14 protein-coding genes are annotated in these 17,092 nt (G+C 70.5%); 12 read left to right on the top strand and 2 right to left on the bottom strand.

Annotated features, from left to right (window positions below; genetic code table 11):
* Window positions 1-38: 38 nt before the first annotated feature.
* Entirely contained in the window at window positions 39-3,248 is a 3,210-nt protein-coding gene (locus OG430_RS05110; RefSeq protein WP_327351201.1) for an alpha-L-rhamnosidase, read from the bottom strand.
* Window positions 3,249-3,494: 246 nt separating this feature from the next.
* Between OG430_RS05110 and OG430_RS05105 the strand changes: the two genes are divergently transcribed.
* The 5 genes from OG430_RS05105 to OG430_RS05085 all read left to right on the top strand — a co-directional run bounded on the left by OG430_RS05105 (window position 3,495) and on the right by OG430_RS05085 (window position 9,340).
* Window positions 3,495-4,991: a sugar ABC transporter ATP-binding protein gene (locus OG430_RS05105; RefSeq protein WP_327351200.1), complete on the top strand. Its 1,497-nt coding sequence runs from the start codon at window positions 3,495-3,497 to the stop codon at window positions 4,989-4,991.
* Entirely contained in the window at window positions 4,988-6,070 is a 1,083-nt protein-coding gene (locus OG430_RS05100; protein ID WP_327351199.1) for an ABC transporter permease, read from the top strand. The genes OG430_RS05105 and OG430_RS05100 overlap by 4 nt, the downstream gene beginning before the upstream one ends.
* On the top strand, window positions 6,063-7,094 hold the full coding sequence (locus OG430_RS05095; RefSeq protein WP_327351198.1) for an ABC transporter permease: 1,032 nt from the start codon (window positions 6,063-6,065) through the stop codon (window positions 7,092-7,094). The genes OG430_RS05100 and OG430_RS05095 overlap by 8 nt, the downstream gene beginning before the upstream one ends.
* Before the next feature lie 25 nt (window positions 7,095-7,119).
* A complete protein-coding gene (rhaS, locus tag OG430_RS05090) occupies window positions 7,120-8,205 on the top strand; it encodes a rhamnose ABC transporter substrate-binding protein (protein WP_327351197.1) in 1,086 nt (361 codons plus the stop codon).
* 112 nt (window positions 8,206-8,317) lie between these two features.
* On the top strand, window positions 8,318-9,340 hold the full coding sequence (locus OG430_RS05085; protein WP_327358956.1) for a LacI family DNA-binding transcriptional regulator: 1,023 nt from the start codon (window positions 8,318-8,320) through the stop codon (window positions 9,338-9,340).
* Between the two features lie 27 nt (window positions 9,341-9,367).
* On the opposite strand, the gene OG430_RS05080 is transcribed toward OG430_RS05085, so the two are convergent.
* Complete coding sequence (locus OG430_RS05080) at window positions 9,368-10,114, bottom strand: NADPH-dependent F420 reductase (RefSeq protein WP_327351196.1); 747 nt, start codon at window positions 10,112-10,114, stop codon at window positions 9,368-9,370.
* 211 nt (window positions 10,115-10,325) lie between these two features.
* On the opposite strand from OG430_RS05080, the gene OG430_RS05075 reads away from it, so the two are divergent.
* The 7 genes from OG430_RS05075 to nadE all read left to right on the top strand — a co-directional run bounded on the left by OG430_RS05075 (window position 10,326) and on the right by nadE (window position 17,080).
* Complete coding sequence (locus OG430_RS05075) at window positions 10,326-11,153, top strand: helix-turn-helix domain-containing protein (RefSeq protein WP_327351195.1); 828 nt, start codon at window positions 10,326-10,328, stop codon at window positions 11,151-11,153.
* Window positions 11,154-11,264: 111 nt separating this feature from the next.
* Window positions 11,265-12,470 carry a phosphatidylinositol-specific phospholipase C1-like protein gene (locus OG430_RS05070; protein ID WP_327351194.1) on the top strand — a complete coding sequence of 402 codons (1,206 nt, stop codon included), beginning with the start codon at window positions 11,265-11,267 and terminating at the stop codon, window positions 12,468-12,470.
* A 24-nt stretch (window positions 12,471-12,494) separates the two neighbouring features.
* The gene (locus OG430_RS05065) at window positions 12,495-13,703 is read left to right on the top strand and encodes an epoxide hydrolase family protein (RefSeq protein ID WP_327351193.1); all 1,209 of its coding nucleotides are present in this window, start codon (window positions 12,495-12,497) and stop codon (window positions 13,701-13,703) included.
* Between the two features lie 40 nt (window positions 13,704-13,743).
* Window positions 13,744-14,316: a GNAT family N-acetyltransferase gene (locus tag OG430_RS05060; protein WP_327351192.1), complete on the top strand. Its 573-nt coding sequence runs from the start codon at window positions 13,744-13,746 to the stop codon at window positions 14,314-14,316.
* A 348-nt stretch (window positions 14,317-14,664) separates the two neighbouring features.
* On the top strand, window positions 14,665-15,894 hold the full coding sequence (locus OG430_RS05055) for an RNA-guided endonuclease InsQ/TnpB family protein (protein WP_327351191.1): 1,230 nt from the start codon (window positions 14,665-14,667) through the stop codon (window positions 15,892-15,894).
* A gap of 125 nt (window positions 15,895-16,019) precedes the next feature.
* The gene (locus OG430_RS05050) at window positions 16,020-16,175 is read left to right on the top strand and encodes a hypothetical protein (RefSeq protein ID WP_327351190.1); all 156 of its coding nucleotides are present in this window, start codon (window positions 16,020-16,022) and stop codon (window positions 16,173-16,175) included.
* A gap of 74 nt (window positions 16,176-16,249) precedes the next feature.
* On the top strand, window positions 16,250-17,080 hold the full coding sequence (nadE, locus tag OG430_RS05045) for an ammonia-dependent NAD(+) synthetase (protein WP_327351189.1): 831 nt from the start codon (window positions 16,250-16,252) through the stop codon (window positions 17,078-17,080).
* Window positions 17,081-17,092 lie beyond the last annotated feature (12 nt).

Genomic DNA, 17,092 nt, shown 5'->3' with positions numbered 1-17,092 from the left:
GTGCCGGACGCAGTGGCGTCCGGCACCCGCCCGGTGGGTCAGGCGGAGAAGCGGTGCGTCCCCGAGCCGGCGGCGAACACGGCGCAGCCGTCCGCGCGGCGCAGCAACTTCGCGCTTCGGTCCGCCACTTGGGCCGTACCGCGGCCCTCGGGTACCCACACCTCGGCGGTGGTGTTGGCCGGCACGGTGAGGGTGAGACGGAAGCCGTCGGACCCGGAGGTCCAGTCGGTGCTGATGCGGCCGTACACCGAGTCGAAGCGGGCGTGTGCCTCGTTCACCCCGCCGCCCGGCCGCGGCCGTACGAGGATCTTCCGGAAGCCGGGCGCCGCCGGGGCGATCCCGGCTAGGTGGGCGTACATCCACTCGCCCACCGAGCCGTACGCGTAGTGGTTGAAGGAGTTCATCCCGGCGTCCTGGAAGCTGCCGTCGGGCTTGATGGAGTCCCAGCGCTCCCACATGGTCGTGGAACCCCGGTCGATCGGATAGCCCCAACTCGGGAAGGTGCGCTGCGTCAGCAGCCGGTGGGCGACGTCCGTGTGCCCGGTCGCGGTGAGCACGGGCAGCAGGCGCGGGGTGCCGAGGAAGCCCGTCGAGAGGTGCCAGTCCTTGGCCTCGATGAGGTCCACGAGCCGGTCGGCGGCCGGGGTGCGGTCGGCCTCGGTGAGCAGGTCCATGGACAGGGCCAGGACGTACGCGGTCTGCGTGTCGCCCTTCACCCGCCCGCCACTGGTGACGTACGCGGTCCGGAAGGCATCGCGGACATCGGTGAAGAGTTTCTTGTGCGGCGCCGGGTCCTTGCCCAGGGCCTCGGCGGCCTGGGCGACGAGCGAGGCGCTGTGCGCGAAGTAGGCGGTGCCGATGACGTCCTTGGGCGTCTCGTCCTGGACGTTCAGCCAGTCCCCGAAGCCCTCGTCCGGCCGCAGGAACCCCGAGCTGTGCGCCTTCAGGTAGTCGAGCCACTTCACCATCGACGCCCAGGCCTGCTCAAGCACCCGTACGTCCCCGTAGGCCTGGTAGAGCGCCCACGGCACGGTCACCCCGGCGTCGCCCCAGCCCGCCACGCCGCCGCCGGTGTCCATGAGCGGGGCCACGTTCGGGAACGCGCCGTCCGCCGCCTGGCCGTCGCGCAGGTCGTCCAGCCACTTGGTGAGGAAGCGTGCGGACTCCATCGTGTAGGCGGCCGTCGGCGCGAACACATTGATGTCACCGGTCCAGCCGAGCCGCTCGTCGCGGGCGGGGGTGTCCGTGGGGATGGACAGGAAGTTGCCGCGCTGGCCCCAAGTGATGTTGCTGTGCAGCTGGTTGAGCATCGGGACGTTCGTGCGGAAGTCCATCGTGAAGGGCGCCGACGTGTGGATCACCCGGCCGGTGACCGCGTCCAGCGGCGGCTTCCCCGGATGGCCCGTGACCTCGACGTAGCGGAACCCGTGGAAGGTGAAGCGCGGCTCGAAGGTCTCCGTGCCGCTTCCCTTGAGGACGTACGCGTCCGTCGCGCGGGCCGACCGCAGATTCGCCGTGTACACGGTGCCGTCGGGATTCAGCACCTCCGCGTGCCGCAGCCGCACCGTGGTGCCCGCCTTGCCCGCGACCCGAAGGCGCACCGCGCCCACCATGTTCTGGCCCAGGTCGTAGACGAAGACGCCCGGCTTGGGCTCGGTCATCTTCTTGGCGGCGAGATCGCGCTCCAGGCGCACCGGGCCGTCGACCTCCGCGACCAGCGCGGCCTTCACGCCGTCCACGGCGTCGACGGCCGCCCACCGGGAGTCGTCGAAGCCGGCCCGCGTCCAGCCCGGCGTCTCGAGCCGGGCGTCGTACTCCTCGCCCGACATCAGATCGGCGCTCGTGATCGGCCCGTTCGCCGCGCGCCAACCGGTACCGGACAGCACCCGCTCGCTCGTGCCGTCGGTGTACGTCACCTCCAACTGGCCCAGGAACGCGGGCCGTTCGCCGTACTGGTGCGGGCCGAACCAGGCGATGTTCCCCGCGTACCAGCCCGCGGCGAGGGTGACGGCCAGCGCGTTGGCGCCGGACTTCAGCTGCGTGGTGACGTCGTACGTCTGGTACTGGACGCGCTTGTCGTAGTCGGTCCAGCCGGGCGCCAGCCGGTCCTCGCCGACGCGCCCGCCGTTGAGGTGGGCGTCGTAGAGGCCGAGCGCCGTGGCGTACAGGCGGGCCCGGGCGACGCTCTTCCCGGCCGGGAGGCGGAATTCGTGGCGCAGTTGGGCGGCGGGTGAGGAGCCCGCCACGACCTTGCCCCAGGGGGCATCGCCCCACTCGGCGGCCACCTTGGCCGCCGGCCACGCGCCGTCGTCATAGCCGGCGGACTGCCAGTCGCCGGTGGGCTCCTTGTCGGTGGACTTCCAGGAGGCATCGGTGACGAAGGTGCGCACGCCGTCCGCGGTCGTCAGCTCAAGCAGGCCGAGCAGCCCGGCCGGGCCCGCCGTGGCGTTGGTCGCGGAGACGGCGATCACGGTGGCGCCCGGTTCCAGTCGGGCCTCGACCACCACGGGGCGCTGCCAGTTGTTGGCCGCTCCGTCCGGCTCGGTGTGCGCGAGCCGCGTACCGTTGGCGTACGCGGTGAACCCGTCATCGGCCGCCATCACGAGCCGCGCCCGGGTCACGCCCGCGGGGACGCCGATCCGGCCACGGAACCAACGGGTCGCGGCGGGCGCGTTGTTGGCGGGATCGCCCGCGGGGAACCAGATCCAGGAAGCACCCTCCAGCGAGGGCGCCCCGGCCAGTGCCTTGGGCGCCGCGATCCAGCGCGCCGACCAGTCCGAGGCAGCGGTCAGGCCGGTCTCCCACCATGACGGCTCGCTCCAGCCGGAGGGCGACCCGGCGGTGTCCCAGACCCGCACCTGCCAGTGGTAGCGGGTACGCGCCTTCAACTCCGGCCCCGCATAAGGGACAAGCACCGAGTCCGGGGAGGCGACCTTGCCGCTGTCCCACACGTCCGGCTTCTCCAGCCGGTCCGGTGCGGTGGCCACCCGCACCTGGTAGGCGCTCTGCGCCTGGTCCTTCTCGTCCGAGGCCAGCGGCCAACTGAGCCTGGGCCGGGGCACGTCGAGGCCGAGGGGGTGCCTCACGTACTCCACGGTCGGCGCGGTGACGCGTAGGGCCTGTCTACCGGCGCGGGCGGAGACAGGCGCTGCCTGCGCTCCCGTCGCGGCTCCGGTGCCCACGGCCGTCGCTGCTGTCGCGAGGGCGGCCGTGGCGGTGGTGCCTAGCAGTCGTCTTCTGCTGATCACAATCGGCTCCGTAACGACTCGAGGATGAATCGTTTCACGAGAGGCGAAGCTAGGGAGCTGCCCGGAGCCTGTCAAGGTCTTCCGCGTGACCTTCCGGGCACGAGCAGAAATCCAAGTCCCGCCCATTGACGCGGCAGTTGGGCGAGGTTTAGCTTCCCTGAAAATTGATTGAAACCTTTCATACGCTGCTGCGCACCTCCCCCCACCTCGTCGCCAGTGTTCCGCCCACACCGATCGGTGCTGCCCATGAGAGAGCCCCCCGTCCTGGCCGTGCAGGGCCTGAGCAAGTCCTTCGGAGCCGTGCGTGCGCTCCGGGACGTCTCCCTCGAGCTGTACGCCGGCCAGGCGCATGCCCTCGCCGGTGAGAACGGCGCCGGGAAGTCCACGCTCATCAAGGCCCTCGCCGGGGTCCACCGCCCGGATGCCGGCGGCCTGTTGCTCGACGGGATGCCCGTCGTCTTCCACGGCCCGGCCGACGCCCGCGACGCCGGCGTGGCCGTCATCTACCAGGAGCCGACGCTCTTTCCCGACCTGTCCGTCGCGGAGAACATCTTCATGGGCCGCCAGCCCCGCCGCTCCTTCCGGCGCGTCGACCACAAGGCCGTGAACGCCGCCGCACAGGCCCTGTTCACCCGCCTCGGCGTCGACCTCGACCCCGAGCGGCCCGCGCGCGGCCTTTCCATCGCCGACCAGCAACTCGTCGAGATCGCCAAGGCGCTCTCCTTCGACGCCCGCGTCCTGATCATGGACGAGCCGACCGCCGCCCTCACCGGCAGTGAAGTCGCCCGCCTCTTCGGCGTCGTACGCACGCTGCGCGAGCAGGGCGCGGCGATCCTGTTCATCTCGCACCGTCTGGAAGAGATCTTCGCGCTCTGCCAGTACGTCACGACCCTGCGGGACGGCGAGTTGATCGCGAGCGAGCCGGTCGACGGTCTGACCGAGGACGCTCTGGTGCGCCGCATGGTGGGCCGGGACCTCGACGAGCTCTACCCCAAACAGGACACCCAGGTCGGTGAAGTCGCGCTCAGCGTGCGGCGGTTGACCCGCGAGGGCGTCTTCACCGATGTGTCCTTCGAGGTGCGCCGCGGCGAGATCGTGGGTCTCGCGGGCCTGGTCGGGGCCGGCCGCAGCGAGGTCGCGCGGGCCGTGTTCGGCGTCGACCGGTGGGACGCCGGAACCGTGGAGGTCCAGGGCCGGCCGCTGACGAACGGCGCACCCAGCACCGCCATGGCCGCGGGCATCGCACTCGTCCCCGAGGACCGGCGCGCCCAGGGCCTGGTGATGGGCATGTCCATCGAACGCAACATCGGGCTCACCGGGCTGCGTACGACCGTACGGGCCGGACTCATGGACCGCGGCGCCGAACGCAGCCGCTCCCTCGACTGGGCCGTACGACTGCGGGTCAAGTACGCGCGCCTCGCGGACGCCGTGGGCACCCTGTCGGGCGGCAACCAGCAGAAGGTCGTGCTCGCCAAATGGCTCGCCACCGGGCCCCGGGTGCTGATCGTCGACGAGCCCACCCGCGGCATCGACGTCGGCACCAAGGCCGAGGTGCACCGGCTGCTCTCCGAACTCGCCGCCGACGGCGTCGCCGTCCTGATGATCTCCTCCGACCTGCCGGAGATCCTCGGCATGGCCGACCGCGTCCTCGTCATGCACGAGGGACGCCTCACCGCCGAACTGGCGCGCGCGGACGCCACCGAGGAGTCCGTCATGGCGGCGGCCACCGGGAGGGCGGCATGACCGTCACCGAGCACGCCGCCGTCCCCGCGGTCGACCCGGCGAAGTCCGGCGCGACCCGGCTCGTGGACCGCGTCTTCAAGCTCCGTGAACTCGCCATCCTGCTGGTGTTCCTGGTGATGATCGCGATCACCCAGGCCGGGAACAGCGAGTTCCTTTCCGAGCAGGGCATCAAGGACCTGCTCCTGAACGCGACGATCCTGGTCCTCGTCGCGGTCGGCCAGGCGCTGGTGGTCATCACCCGCAACGTCGACCTGTCCGTCGGCTCCACGCTCGGCATCAGCGCCTTCGCGGCGGGCAACCACCTGCAAGGCGGCGGCAGTTCAGCGGTCGCGATCCTGCTCGCCGTCGTACTCGGCGTCGGCTGCGGACTCCTGAACGGCGCCCTGGTCAGCCTCGGCCAGGTGCCCGCCCTCGTCGTCACCCTGGGCACCCTCTACATCATCCGGGGCATCGACTCGATCTGGGTGGGCTCGCGCCAGATCACGGCGTCCGACCTGCCCGGCGGCTTCGTCGACTTCGGCTCCGGCGGCATCTCCGCCGTCCCCTACCTCGCGCTGATCGCCCTCGCCGTCCTGCTCGCGACCGCCTACTACCTGCGGCACTTCGGCGGCGGCCGCGAGTTGTACGCGCTCGGCTCCAACCCGGAGGCGGCGCGCCTCGCCGGTATCCCCGTACGCAGGCGGATCCTCGCCGCGTACACGGCGTGCGGCGCGCTCGCCGGACTCGCCGGAGCGCTGTACCTGGCACGCTTCGGCAACGTCGACAGCTCCACCGGCAACGGCTATGAACTCACCGTCGTCAGCGCCGTCGTGGTCGGCGGCGTCGCCTTCACCGGCGGCTCCGGCAGCGTCTACGGCGCGGCCCTCGGCGCCCTGCTGCTCACCTCGATCAACAGCGTGCTGCCCGCCCTCGGCGTCAGCTCCGTCTGGGTCCTCGCCATCAACGGCGTGCTGCTTGTCCTCGCCATCGCCGTCGACCGGATCGTGGCCGTCCGCGTGGCCCTGTCCCTCAAGAAGAGGGCCGCGGCGAACCGGTCCGCGGTCAAGACAGCCGACTCAAGGAGTGGTCTCGATGGCTGACACGCCACTGCTGCGCGCCGTCCGCTGGGACACCGTCGTCGGCGCCCTCCTGCTCGTCCTGCTCCTGCTGTCCTTCTCCTTCGTGGACGGGTTCGGCAACGCCCTCAACCTGTCCTTCCTGATCGGCAATACACTGCCGATCGCGCTGATCGCCCTGCCCATGACCCTGCTCGTGGTGTCCGGCGAGATCGACCTCTCGGTCGCCTCCACCGCCGGACTCTCGGGCGCGGTGATGGGCGCCCTGTGGAACGCGGGCATGGCGATCGAGACGATCATTCCGCTCTGTCTTCTGCTGGGTGTGGTCTGCGGTCTTGTCAACGGCCTCCTGGTGACCCGGCTCGGGCTGCCGTCCCTCGCCGTCACCATCGGCACGATGGCCGCCTACCGGGGCATTGCCCAGATCGTCCTCGGCTCGGACGCGGTCACCGACTTCCCCTTCCAGTACCTCGACTTCGCCTCGGGCCGCATCGGCGACACGTTCATCCCGTACGCCCTGCTGCCCTTCCTGGCGCTGCTCGCCGTCGCCGTCATCGCCCTGCACGCCACGCCGTTCGGGCGTGCGCTCTTCGCGGTCGGCGCCAACGAGGAGGCGGCCCGCTTCGCCGGCGTACGGGTCAAGCGGCAGAAGCTCTGGCTCTTCACCGCCACCGGACTGATGGCGTCGGCCACCGGGATCTTCTGGGCCCTGCACTACGCCAGCGCCCGCTACGACAACGCCACCGGGCTCGAACTCTCCGTCGTCGCCGCGGTGTTGCTCGGCGGCATCGACTTCGACGGCGGCAAAGGCACCCTCGGCGGCGCGATCGCCGGAGTCTTCCTGCTCGGCGCGCTGCAGAACGTGATGAGCCTGCTCAACGTCTCCGCACAGTCGCAGATCGTCGTCACCGGCGTCCTGCTCGTCGTCTCCGTGCTCGGCCCGCGCGTCGCACGCCAGATCGCCACGGCACGGGCCGGCCGCAGAGCCACCACCACCGGCACAGCCACCGCCACCGCCTCCGATTCCGCCCTCCCGCGCACCTCCTGAAGGCTCCTGAAGGGACCCACCCGCGATGTTCACTCCCAAAATCCGCCAGGCGGCCGTGGCGCTGGCCGCCGTCACCTCGCTCGCCCTGACCGCGACGGCCTGCGGCGGCACCACCAAGGACTCGACCAAGGACGACGACGGCGGCCCCAAGGCGTCGCACGCCAAGGCCGACCCGAACGCCGCTCTCAAGAAGGGCCTCACCGTCGCCTACCTGCCCAAGCAGGTCAACAACCCCTACTTCACCGTCGCCGACAAGGGCGGCGAGCAGGCCCTGAAGGAACTGGGCTCCTCCTTCAAGGAGGTCGGCCCCAACAGCGCCACCGACACCGCAGGGCAGGTCAGTTACGTCAATACGCTCACCCAACAGCAGGTCGACGCCATGGCCGTCTCCGCCCAGGACCCCGGCGCCCTGTGCACCGCGCTCAAGCAGGCGATGAAGAACGGCATCAAGGTCGTCACGTACGACTCCGACACCAAGCCCGGCTGCCGCGACGCCTTCATCTCCCAGGCGAGCGCCGAGGCCATCGGCCGCAGCCAGGTCGAGCTCCTGGGCAAGCAGCTCGACTACAAGGGCGACATCGCGATCCTGTCCGCCGCGCAGACCGCCACCAACCAGAACACCTGGATCGAGTTCATGAAGGACGAACTCAAGGACCCCAAGTACAAGGACATGAAGCTGGTCAAGACGGCGTACGGCAACGACGACGCCCAGCAGTCCTTCCAGCAGACCCAGGGCCTGCTCCAGGAACACCCCAAGCTGGCCGGGATCATCTCCCCGACCACCGTCGGCATCAAGGCCGCCGCCCAGTACCTGTCCGGCTCCAAATACAAGGGCAAGGTCAAGCTGACGGGCCTCGGCACCCCCAACGACATGCGCCAGTACGTCAAGAACGGCACGGTCGACGCCTTCGAACTCTGGGACCCGGCCAAGCTCGGCGCGCTCGCCGCGCACACCGCCGTCGCGCTGTCCTCCGGGCGGATCACCGGACAGGAGGGCGAGAGCTTCAAGGCGGGCGACCTCGGCAGCTTCACCATCGGCGCCGACGGGGTCATCGACCTCGGCGACCCGACGGTCTTCGACAAGAAGAACATCGACCAGTTCGAGTTCTGAGCCGGTGGAAGTTCTGAGCAAGTACAAGTTCTGAGCGGGGCCGGGGCGCCGCCCCGCACGCGCATACGCTGTGCCCATGGCGGGGGACGGCAGGACGGAGCACGAGGCACGCATGGCAGGCATGGTCGGCATCAAGGACGTGGCCCGGCACGCCGGAGTCTCCGTGGGCACCGTCTCGAACGTCATCAACCGCCCCGAGACGGTGGCCGAGGAGACCCGACTGCGGGTGCAGGCCGTCATAGACCGGCTCGGCTACGTGCGCAGCGAGAGCGCCCGCCAGCTGCGGGCCGGGCGCAGCCGCATCATCTCGCTGCTCGTGCTCGACATGGGCAACCCGTTCTTCGTGGACGTCGCGCGCGGCGCCGAACGCGCCGCGCGCGAGGCCGGACTCGGCGTCATGGTCTGCAACAGCGACCAGAGCCCCGCCGAAGAGGCCGACTACCTCTCCCTCTTCGCCGAACAACGCGTCCGCGGCGTACTCCTCACTCCCGCCGACGCCACCGGCCGCAACATCGACGCCTTCCGCCGCCACCACATCCCCTTCGTCCTCGTGGACCGGGTCGCCGAGGGCGCCACCGAATGCTCGGTCTCCGTCGACGACGTGGCGGGCGGCGCCCTCGCCGTGCGCCACCTCGTCGAGACCGGCCACCGCTCCCTCGCGTACGTCAGCGGCCCGCCCCACCTCAACCAGGTCAGGGACCGCCGGGAGGGAGCACTCGCCGCCCTGCGCCAGGCGGGCCTGCCCGCCGAAGCCCTGCGCGAACTCCCCACCGAACGCCTCGACGTGGCCGCGGGCCGCGACGCGGGTGCCCGCCTGCTCGGCCTCGCGGAGCGCCCCACCGCCGTCTTCTGCGCCAACGACCTGCTGGCCCTCGGCGTACTGCAGGCCCTGTACGCGGCCGGCGTGAAGGTCCCCCAGGACATGGCGATCGTCGGCTACGACGACATCGAGTTCGCCGCCGCCGCGGTCGTCCCCCTCACCTCGGTACGCCAGCCCGCCGCGACCATGGGCGCCCTCGCCGCGGAACTCCTCCTCGAAGAGATCTCCGCCGAGGCACCCGGCGCCCATGAGCACCGCCGGGTCGTCCTCCGTCCCGAACTGGTCGTACGCGGATCGAGCCTGGTGCCGCGCTGAGCGACACCCGGCCCGTACGAGTCGCGGTCAGGCATCGCTCGGGAGCCTGGCCTCGCCCGCCCGACGACGCACCGCGCTGTCCACCAACTTGCCGACCTGCGCGGCAGGAACGGGGATGCCGGGCGTCTGCCGGGTCCAGCTGAGGAATTCCTCGACGCTCAGGGCGGGCACTTCGCCGAGATAGGGCCGGATGTACACCGGCGTATCCGGTTCGCTGCGCCAACTGTCGGCGAGCGTGCCGATGTCCACCGCGTCGTATCCGAGCACGTCGAGCAGCCGGGCTGCCGCTGTCTTGGCCTCCGGGTCGTCCCCGGCGAGGGGCAGTGCGCTGCGGTCCGGCCCGCCCGCAGGCCGGGCGAGTGAGAACAGCTGGTGCGGGGTGATGGTGTTGAACGCCTTGACCACGTGCGCGCCCGGCAGATGGCGCTGCAGCAGCGCACTGGAGGTCAGGTCACCCGCTTCCAGCTCGGCCACCCGGCCGTCCCGCTCGGGGTAGTAGTTCGCCGTGTCGAGGACCGTCCTGCCGGCCAGGGCAGCGGCGGGCAGCCGTCCGAACGCAGTCAGCGGGACGGCCGCCACCACCAGATCTCCCGCCTGTGCGGCCTCTTCCGGCGTGGCCGCCCGGGCCCGCCCGCCCAGTTCGGCGACCAATCCGGCGAGACTGTCCGGGCCGCGCGTATTGCTGAGGACGACCTCGATGCCTGCCGCTACGGCCAGGCGGGCGAGGGAAGTTCCGATCATGCCGCTGCCGATGAGTCCGAGGGTTCGGGGCACGGTTCCGCTCCGTTCAGAGTGCGTGTATGCCAGTGCGTGTACGTGATTCGGGTACGTGAGTACGTGCATGTGATGCGTGTACGTGATGCGTGTACGCGAGTGGGGGTGGCTCGATGGACAGCCTGGGACCGCCCCAACTCCCCAGCCAGGCCCGCCTGCTGCGTACTCACGGCGTGATCACCCAACGCCCGCACGGACGTAGGGTTGGCGAGTGGACGACCGGAGCGAGTTGAGCGACTTCCTCAAGTCACGCCGTGCCCGGCTGCGCCCGGCGGACGTCGGGCTGCGGGACTACGGCAAAGTGCGCCGCGTCGAGGGCCTGCGGCGTGAGGAGCTGGCCCGTGTGGCGGGCGTGAGCATCGCCCACTACACACGGCTGGAACAGGGCAGGGGCGACAGCGTCTCGGGCGACGTCCTGGACGCCGTCGGCGCGGCCCTGCGCCTGGACCCGGACGAACTGGCCCACCTGCGACGGATCGCACGGCGTCCCCTGCCGTGCGCGGACGTCGGAGCCTCGGCGGACGTGCCGGTGGGCCTGCGCCACCTGATGCGGTCCTTCACGCTGACCCCGGCCCTGCTGGTCGGCCGGCACACCCAGATCATCGGCTGGAACCAGCTCGCCGGGGCGGTGTTCGGCGACCTCGCCGCGCTGCCCGAAGACCACCGCACCCTCTCGCACCTGCTGTTCACCGGGCCACGCCTGTGGCTGCGCCCCACCGACCGGGAGCGGGCGGCACGCGCGCATGTGGCGCATCTGCGCGTGCTGTTCGGCCGGTACCGCGGCGATGCCGCGCTCACGGCGCACATCGACCACATGCGGGAGCTGAGCGCCGACTTCACGCGGATGTGGGCCGAGCACCCGGTGGCGCAGGCCCGGTCGAGGACGTATGTGCTGCAACACCCGGTCGTGGGCGAACTGACCCTGCACGGGGAGCTCGTCTCGCTGCCCGACCAGCCTTCCTGCTGCGGGCTCGACCTGTTCGCCGCGGAGCCGGGCTCGGCGTCCGAACGGGCGCTGCGCAAGCTCGGGAGCCCATAGTCCCGTCTCCCGGGTGGCCTGTTCATCTCCCGGTCCGGCGAGCGGTGTTGACCACATCACCGCCGCGCGCGATGGTCCTTCCGGTAGCCGTGCCCGAGCCGGGAGGACCTTGTGCGTACGACCTCAGAGACGACCTCAGCGAGATCATTCGGAACAGTCCGCCGCCTTGCCGCCGCCGCGACCGCGCTGACCGCCGTCGCGGCGCTCGCACTCGCGTCCTCGGCCGCGGCCGAGCCCGCCGGGCGGTCCGCCGCGGGCCGGGATCCGGCAGCCGGGCTGCGGATCAACCAGCTGCAGACGATGGCGACGCACAACAGCTATCACCGCGAGGTGTCCTTCAAGGAAGTCCAGATCCAGATGCAGCAGGACCCGGGCGCGGCCACCCTGCAGTACAGCCACGCCTCCCTCCCGGTGCAGCTGGAGCGGCAGCGGGTGCGCGGCATCGAGCTCGACGTCTTCCCGGACCCGCAGGGCGGCCTGTACGCGAACCCGCTGATCCGCAAGGTCGCCGGCCTGCCCGCGCTCACCGACCCGGACTGGAAGAAGCCCGGCTTCAAGGTGATGCACTGGGGCGACTTCGACTACAACACCACCTGTGTGACGCTGGCCGGCTGTCTGCGCCAGGTCAAGCAGTGGTCCGACGCCCACGGCGGGCCTGTCACGGTGCCGATCCTGATGGAGCTCAAGCGGACCGACCCCCGGCTGGAAGAGTTGGGCGGCGCGAAGTCCCCGCCCTGGGACGCGGCGATGCTGCAGGCCCTCGACGACGAGATCCGCACCGTCTTCGGGGAGAAGGAGATGGTCACGCCCGACGACATCCGGCACAAGGGCAAGACGCTGGAGCAGTCCGTCCTGAAGCACGGCTGGCCTCGCGTGTCCGCCGCCCGTGGCCAGGTGATGTTCCTGATGGACAACAGCGACCCCGCCTTCCAGGCCCCGTATCTGGCGGGCGGCCATGAGTCGCTGCAGGGCCGGGTCCTGTTCACCAACTCCCGCGCGGGCCGCCCGGACGCGGCATTCATCGCGGAGAACGACCCGACGGGTCCCCGGCAGGCCTACATCCAGGACCTGGTCAAACGCGGCTACTTCGTCCGTACGCGCTCCGACGTGCCGCTCATCCAGGCGACGTCCGGCGACACCTCCCAGCTGCGGGACGCCCTGTCCTCCGGCGCCCAGATGATCTCCACGGACTTCCCGGTGCCGGGCCTCGCGGCCCGCTACGGCAGTGACTACGTGGGGGAGCTGCCGCACGGCGCGACCGTACGGTGCAATCCGGTGAGCGGACCGGCGTACTGCCCGCGGCGACTGGAGCCGTAGCCGCTACCCGTAGGGTGCGGTCGCATGATCACGCATACCGGCGCGGAGATGTCTCCGTTCGTCATCGACATCCCCCAAGGCGACCTGGACGACCTCCACGAGCGCCTCGACCGCACCCGCTGGCCGGACGAACTGCCCGGTGTGGGCTGGGCGTACGGCATCCCGCGTGACTACCTCAGGGAGCTGGCGCACTACTGGCGGCACGCATACGACTGGCGTGCCGCCGAGGCCGGGCTGAACCGGTGGCCGCAGTTCACCACCACGATCGACGGGGCGAATGTCCACTTCGCCCACATCAGGTCCCCGGAGCCGGACGCGACCCCGCTCCTGATGACCCACGGCTGGCCGGGCTCGATCGTCGAGTTCGCGCAGGTCACCGGCCCACTCACCGACCCGCGCGCCCACGGCGGCGACCCCGCCGACGCCTTCCACCTCGTCCTGCCCAGCATCCCCGGATTCGGCTTCTCCGGGCCGACCGGCGACACGGGCTGGGAGTTCAAGCGGGTGGCCGCCGCCTTCGGCGAACTGATGGAGCGCCTCGGCTACGAGCGCTACGGCGTGCAGGGCGGCGACTGGGGAGCGGCCATCTCCCGGGAGCTCGGCCGCACCCGGCCTGACCGGGTCATCGGCGTACATCTGAACCTGCTGCCGAACTCCGCGCCCACCCGTGAACCCGGCGCGGACGAGCTGGCCGCGCTGAGCCCGGACGAGCGCGAGCGGACGCTGGCCTCCTGGCAGCGCATGCAGGCCTGGACCCGGGACCGTCAGGGCTACGCCGACCTCCAGGCCACCCGGCCGCAGACGCTCGCCTACGCGCTGACCGACTCGCCGGTCGGCCAACTCGCCTGGATCGCCGAGAAGTTCAAGGAGTGGACCGACTCCCGGGACCGCCCGGAGGACGCCGTCGACCGGGACCAGATGCTCACCAACGTGATGCTGTACTGGCTGACCGGCACGGCTGGCTCCTCCGCCCGCGTCTACTACGAGCGGGCCCACGCGGACTACTGGGGCGAGCCGCCGCAGTCGTCCGGCACGCCGACCGCGCTGGCCGACTTCCCGCGGGACAACTTCATTCCGCTGCGCCACATCGCCGACCGGACGAACAACATCGTGCAGTGGACGACCTACGGCAGCGGCGGGCACTTCGCGGCCATGGAACAGCCGGGGCTCCTGGTCGGCGACGTACAGCGGTTCTTCCGGCTGCTCCGCGCCCGGACCGGCGAACCGAGTTGATCTACGCCCCGACCCTCGGCCGCCGTGGCATCGTGGCGCCATGACCATGGAAATCCGCCCGGCTTCGGTCTTCGAGGACGTCCGCACCCTGGTCGGCCCGAAGTCGCCCGGCGCCAACGTCTGCTGGTGCCTGAGCTACCGGATCCCGTCCAAGCTCAACAACGAGCTCCGCGGGCCGGCCCGCGGGGAGTACGTCGCCGACCTGTGCCGCGCGGAACCTCCGCCGGGCGTGCTCGCGTACGACGGCGACGAGCCGGTCGGCTGGGCCGCCGTGGCCCCGCGCGCGGAGACCTCCTTCGCGCGGAACCGGAAGATCCCGCACGTCGACGACCTGCCGGTCTGGTCGCTGTGGTGCATCCGCGTGCGCCCGGGCCACCGGAAGCAGGGGATCTCGCACGCCCTCATCGCCGGCGCGGTCGATTTCGCACGGGCGCACGGCGCACCGGCGATCGAGGCGTACCCCCTCGACAACGGGGCTGCCAAGGTCGACCTGACCATGGCGTACGCCGGGATCCGGAAGAACTTCGAGCGCGCCGGGTTCGCCCACGCCGCCGACACCACCTCGGTCCTCGCCGGTCATCCCCGGATCCTGATGCGGCTCGACCTGCGCTGACCGGTCCGCCGGGTCCGACCGGTCCGCCGGGTCACTGCATGGTCCGGGCCAGGCGGGCCGCCCTGGCGCGCAACGTCAGCTTCGGCTGTTCCAGCGGTTCGGCGTCCTCGTCGGCGTGCCGCAAATGCGGGGCTCCCCGTCCGAGCGGTCGGCGACGAGGGCGCGGTGGCTGTTGGTCCATGCCCGGTTCAACGAGTCACTCGCGTCCGGGTCGCACAAGATGACAATGCTCTTGGGTGTAGGGCCGGTCCTTCGGGGCTGGGTTGGCCCGTCCTTGCTGTATGGGAGGCGCGCAGCAGCAAGACGCAAGGCTCACCAACGATCATGCTGGCCTGGGAGCCTGGGTGCATGCTGACCGGCCGCCGATACCGCCTCGCCCTCACTGGCGAGCAGGCGGAGCAGTGTGTGGAGTTCGGGCATGTCTGCCGAGCGGTGTGGAATACCGCGCTTGATCAGCGGCGGCAGTACCGACAGCGTGGTGGGTGGATGAACTACGCACCGCAGTGTGCAGAGCTGGCGGAGGCCAAGACCGAGCACGAGTGGCTGAAGGTTGCGCCGTCGCATGTGCTGCAGCAGACGCTCAAAGACCTGGATGCGGCCTGCCGGACGCATGGGACGTTCAAGGTCCGCTGGCGGTCCAAGAATCGCTGGGTGCCGTCGTTCCGGTTCCCGATGGGCAAGTTGATCACTGTGGAGCGGCTGGGTCGGAAGTGGGGCCGGGCCAAGCTCCCTAAACTCGGCTGGGTGACCTTTCGCTGGTCGCGTCCGCCTGGAGGTGCGGTGCGGTCGGCGACGGTGTCCTTCAAGGGAGGCCACTGGTATATCTCGTTCCTCGTCGACGACAGACAGCAGGCCCCCGACACACATGCCATGCCTGGCACGGCGGTCGGTGTGGACCGAGGCGTGAAGGTTGCGGCTGTCACGTCTGAGGGGACTTTCCATGACCGGGAGTTCGCCACTGCAGGGGAGTTGGAGCGGTACCGGAGGCTGCAGCACCGGCTCTCCCGTTCCAAGCGCGGGAGCAGCAACCGGGCCAAGGTCATCAAGGCCATGAACCGGATCATGCGTTGCGTCATCGACCGGCGCGCAGATTTCGCTGCGCAGCTGGCGAACCGGCTCACGGCCGACAACGCGCTGGTGGTGCTGGAGGATCTCAAGACCCGGCACATGACTGCAAGTGCGTCCGGGACGATCGAAGTACCAGGCAGGAACGTGCGGCAGAAGTCCGGACTGAATCGGGCGATCCTGAACAAGGGCTGGTACCGCCTCGAACTTGCTCTCAACAGTGCGGCCCGGTACTCGGGCAGCCGAATCATCAAGATTCATCCTGCGTACACGTCGCAGACCTGCCACCGCTGCAAGGAGGTGGATGCGAACAGCCGCAAGAGCCAAGCCGACTTCGTGTGCACCGCATGCGGGCATCGGGATCATGCGGATCTGAACGCGGCGAAGAACATCAGGGCGGCGGGACTCGCCGTTGCAGCTTGTGGAGACCTCGGCATCAGCCGGTCTGTGAAGCAGGAACCTGTCAGCCGGGCAACCGGCCCGACCCCGACAGCAGCGCCAAGCGCTGCCTAAGGAATCCCGGCCCTTCAGGACCGCGAGGATGTCAAAATGATCTGTCCCGTACACTCGTCCGGCGTCCGCGCAGAGAGACCGCGTGGGCCGCAGGATCGAACCAAGCACGGGGGATAAGGCACACCATGCACTCCATAGACACCACCGACATGCCCATCTACGCGGCCATGATCGAGGAACACGGCGACGTCCCGGCCGATGTCAGGGACACGGCCGAGCGCACACTGCGCCGCATCGAGCAGGTCATGGACTTCCGTACGCAGCGGCCATCAGCCGCCTGACCAGCATAGAGTCGGCTGAGCGGAGGCCCTGGGCCCGCCGCTCCACCGCCACGACCGAACCCCGAGGAGCAGCCGTGACCGACCAGGTGTCCAGCACCGTGCAGCAGGAGATCGCCCGCGAGCTCGAGGTGTCCGCGACCTTCGACCCGCAGCTGGAGATCGAGCGTCGGGTGGCTTTCCTCACCGAGCGGCTGACCTCGACGGGGCTGCGCTCGCTGGTGCTCGGCATCAGCGGTGGCGTGGACTCCACGACCGCGGGGCGGCTGTGCCAGCTCGCGGTGGAGCGCGCCCGCGCTGCCGGGCACGACGCGACCTTCTACGCGATGCGGCTGCCGTACGGAGTCCAGGCCGACGAGCACGACGCCCAGCTCGCCCTGGGCTTCATCAACGCCGACCAGGTGCTGACCGTGGACGTGAAGGCCGCGAGCGACGCCTCGCTGGCCGCGGCGCTGGCCGGTGGCGTGACCTTCCGGGACGCGCACCACGAGGACTTCGTGCAGGGCAACATCAAGGCTCGGCAGCGGATGATCGCGCAGTACGCGGTCGCGGGCGCGCACGGCGGACTGGTTGTGGGCACCGACCACGCGGCCGAGGCGGTCTCGGGCTTCTTCACGAAGTTCGGGGACGGCGCGGCCGACGTGGTCCCGCTCACGGGTCTGACCAAGCGCCGGGTGCGCGCCGTGGCAGAGCTCCTCGGCGCCCCGGCCGAGCTGGTCTGGAAGACGCCGACGGCGGACCTGGAGACCCTCGACCCCGGCAAGCCGGACGAGGACGCCCTCGGGGTGACGTACGACGAGATCGACGACTTCCTGGAGGGCAAGCCGGTGGGCGAGCCGGCCTTCGCGTCGATCGTCCGCCGCTACCGGCTCACGGAGCACAAGCGTCAGCTGCCCATCACGCCCTGACGCTGCCTCTGC

Source organism: Streptomyces sp. NBC_01304, assembly GCF_035975855.1.
Classification (GTDB): domain Bacteria; phylum Actinomycetota; class Actinomycetes; order Streptomycetales; family Streptomycetaceae; genus Streptomyces.
Note: the sequence above shows the minus strand (reverse complement) of the source record. Positions and strands in the feature narration are given on the sequence as shown.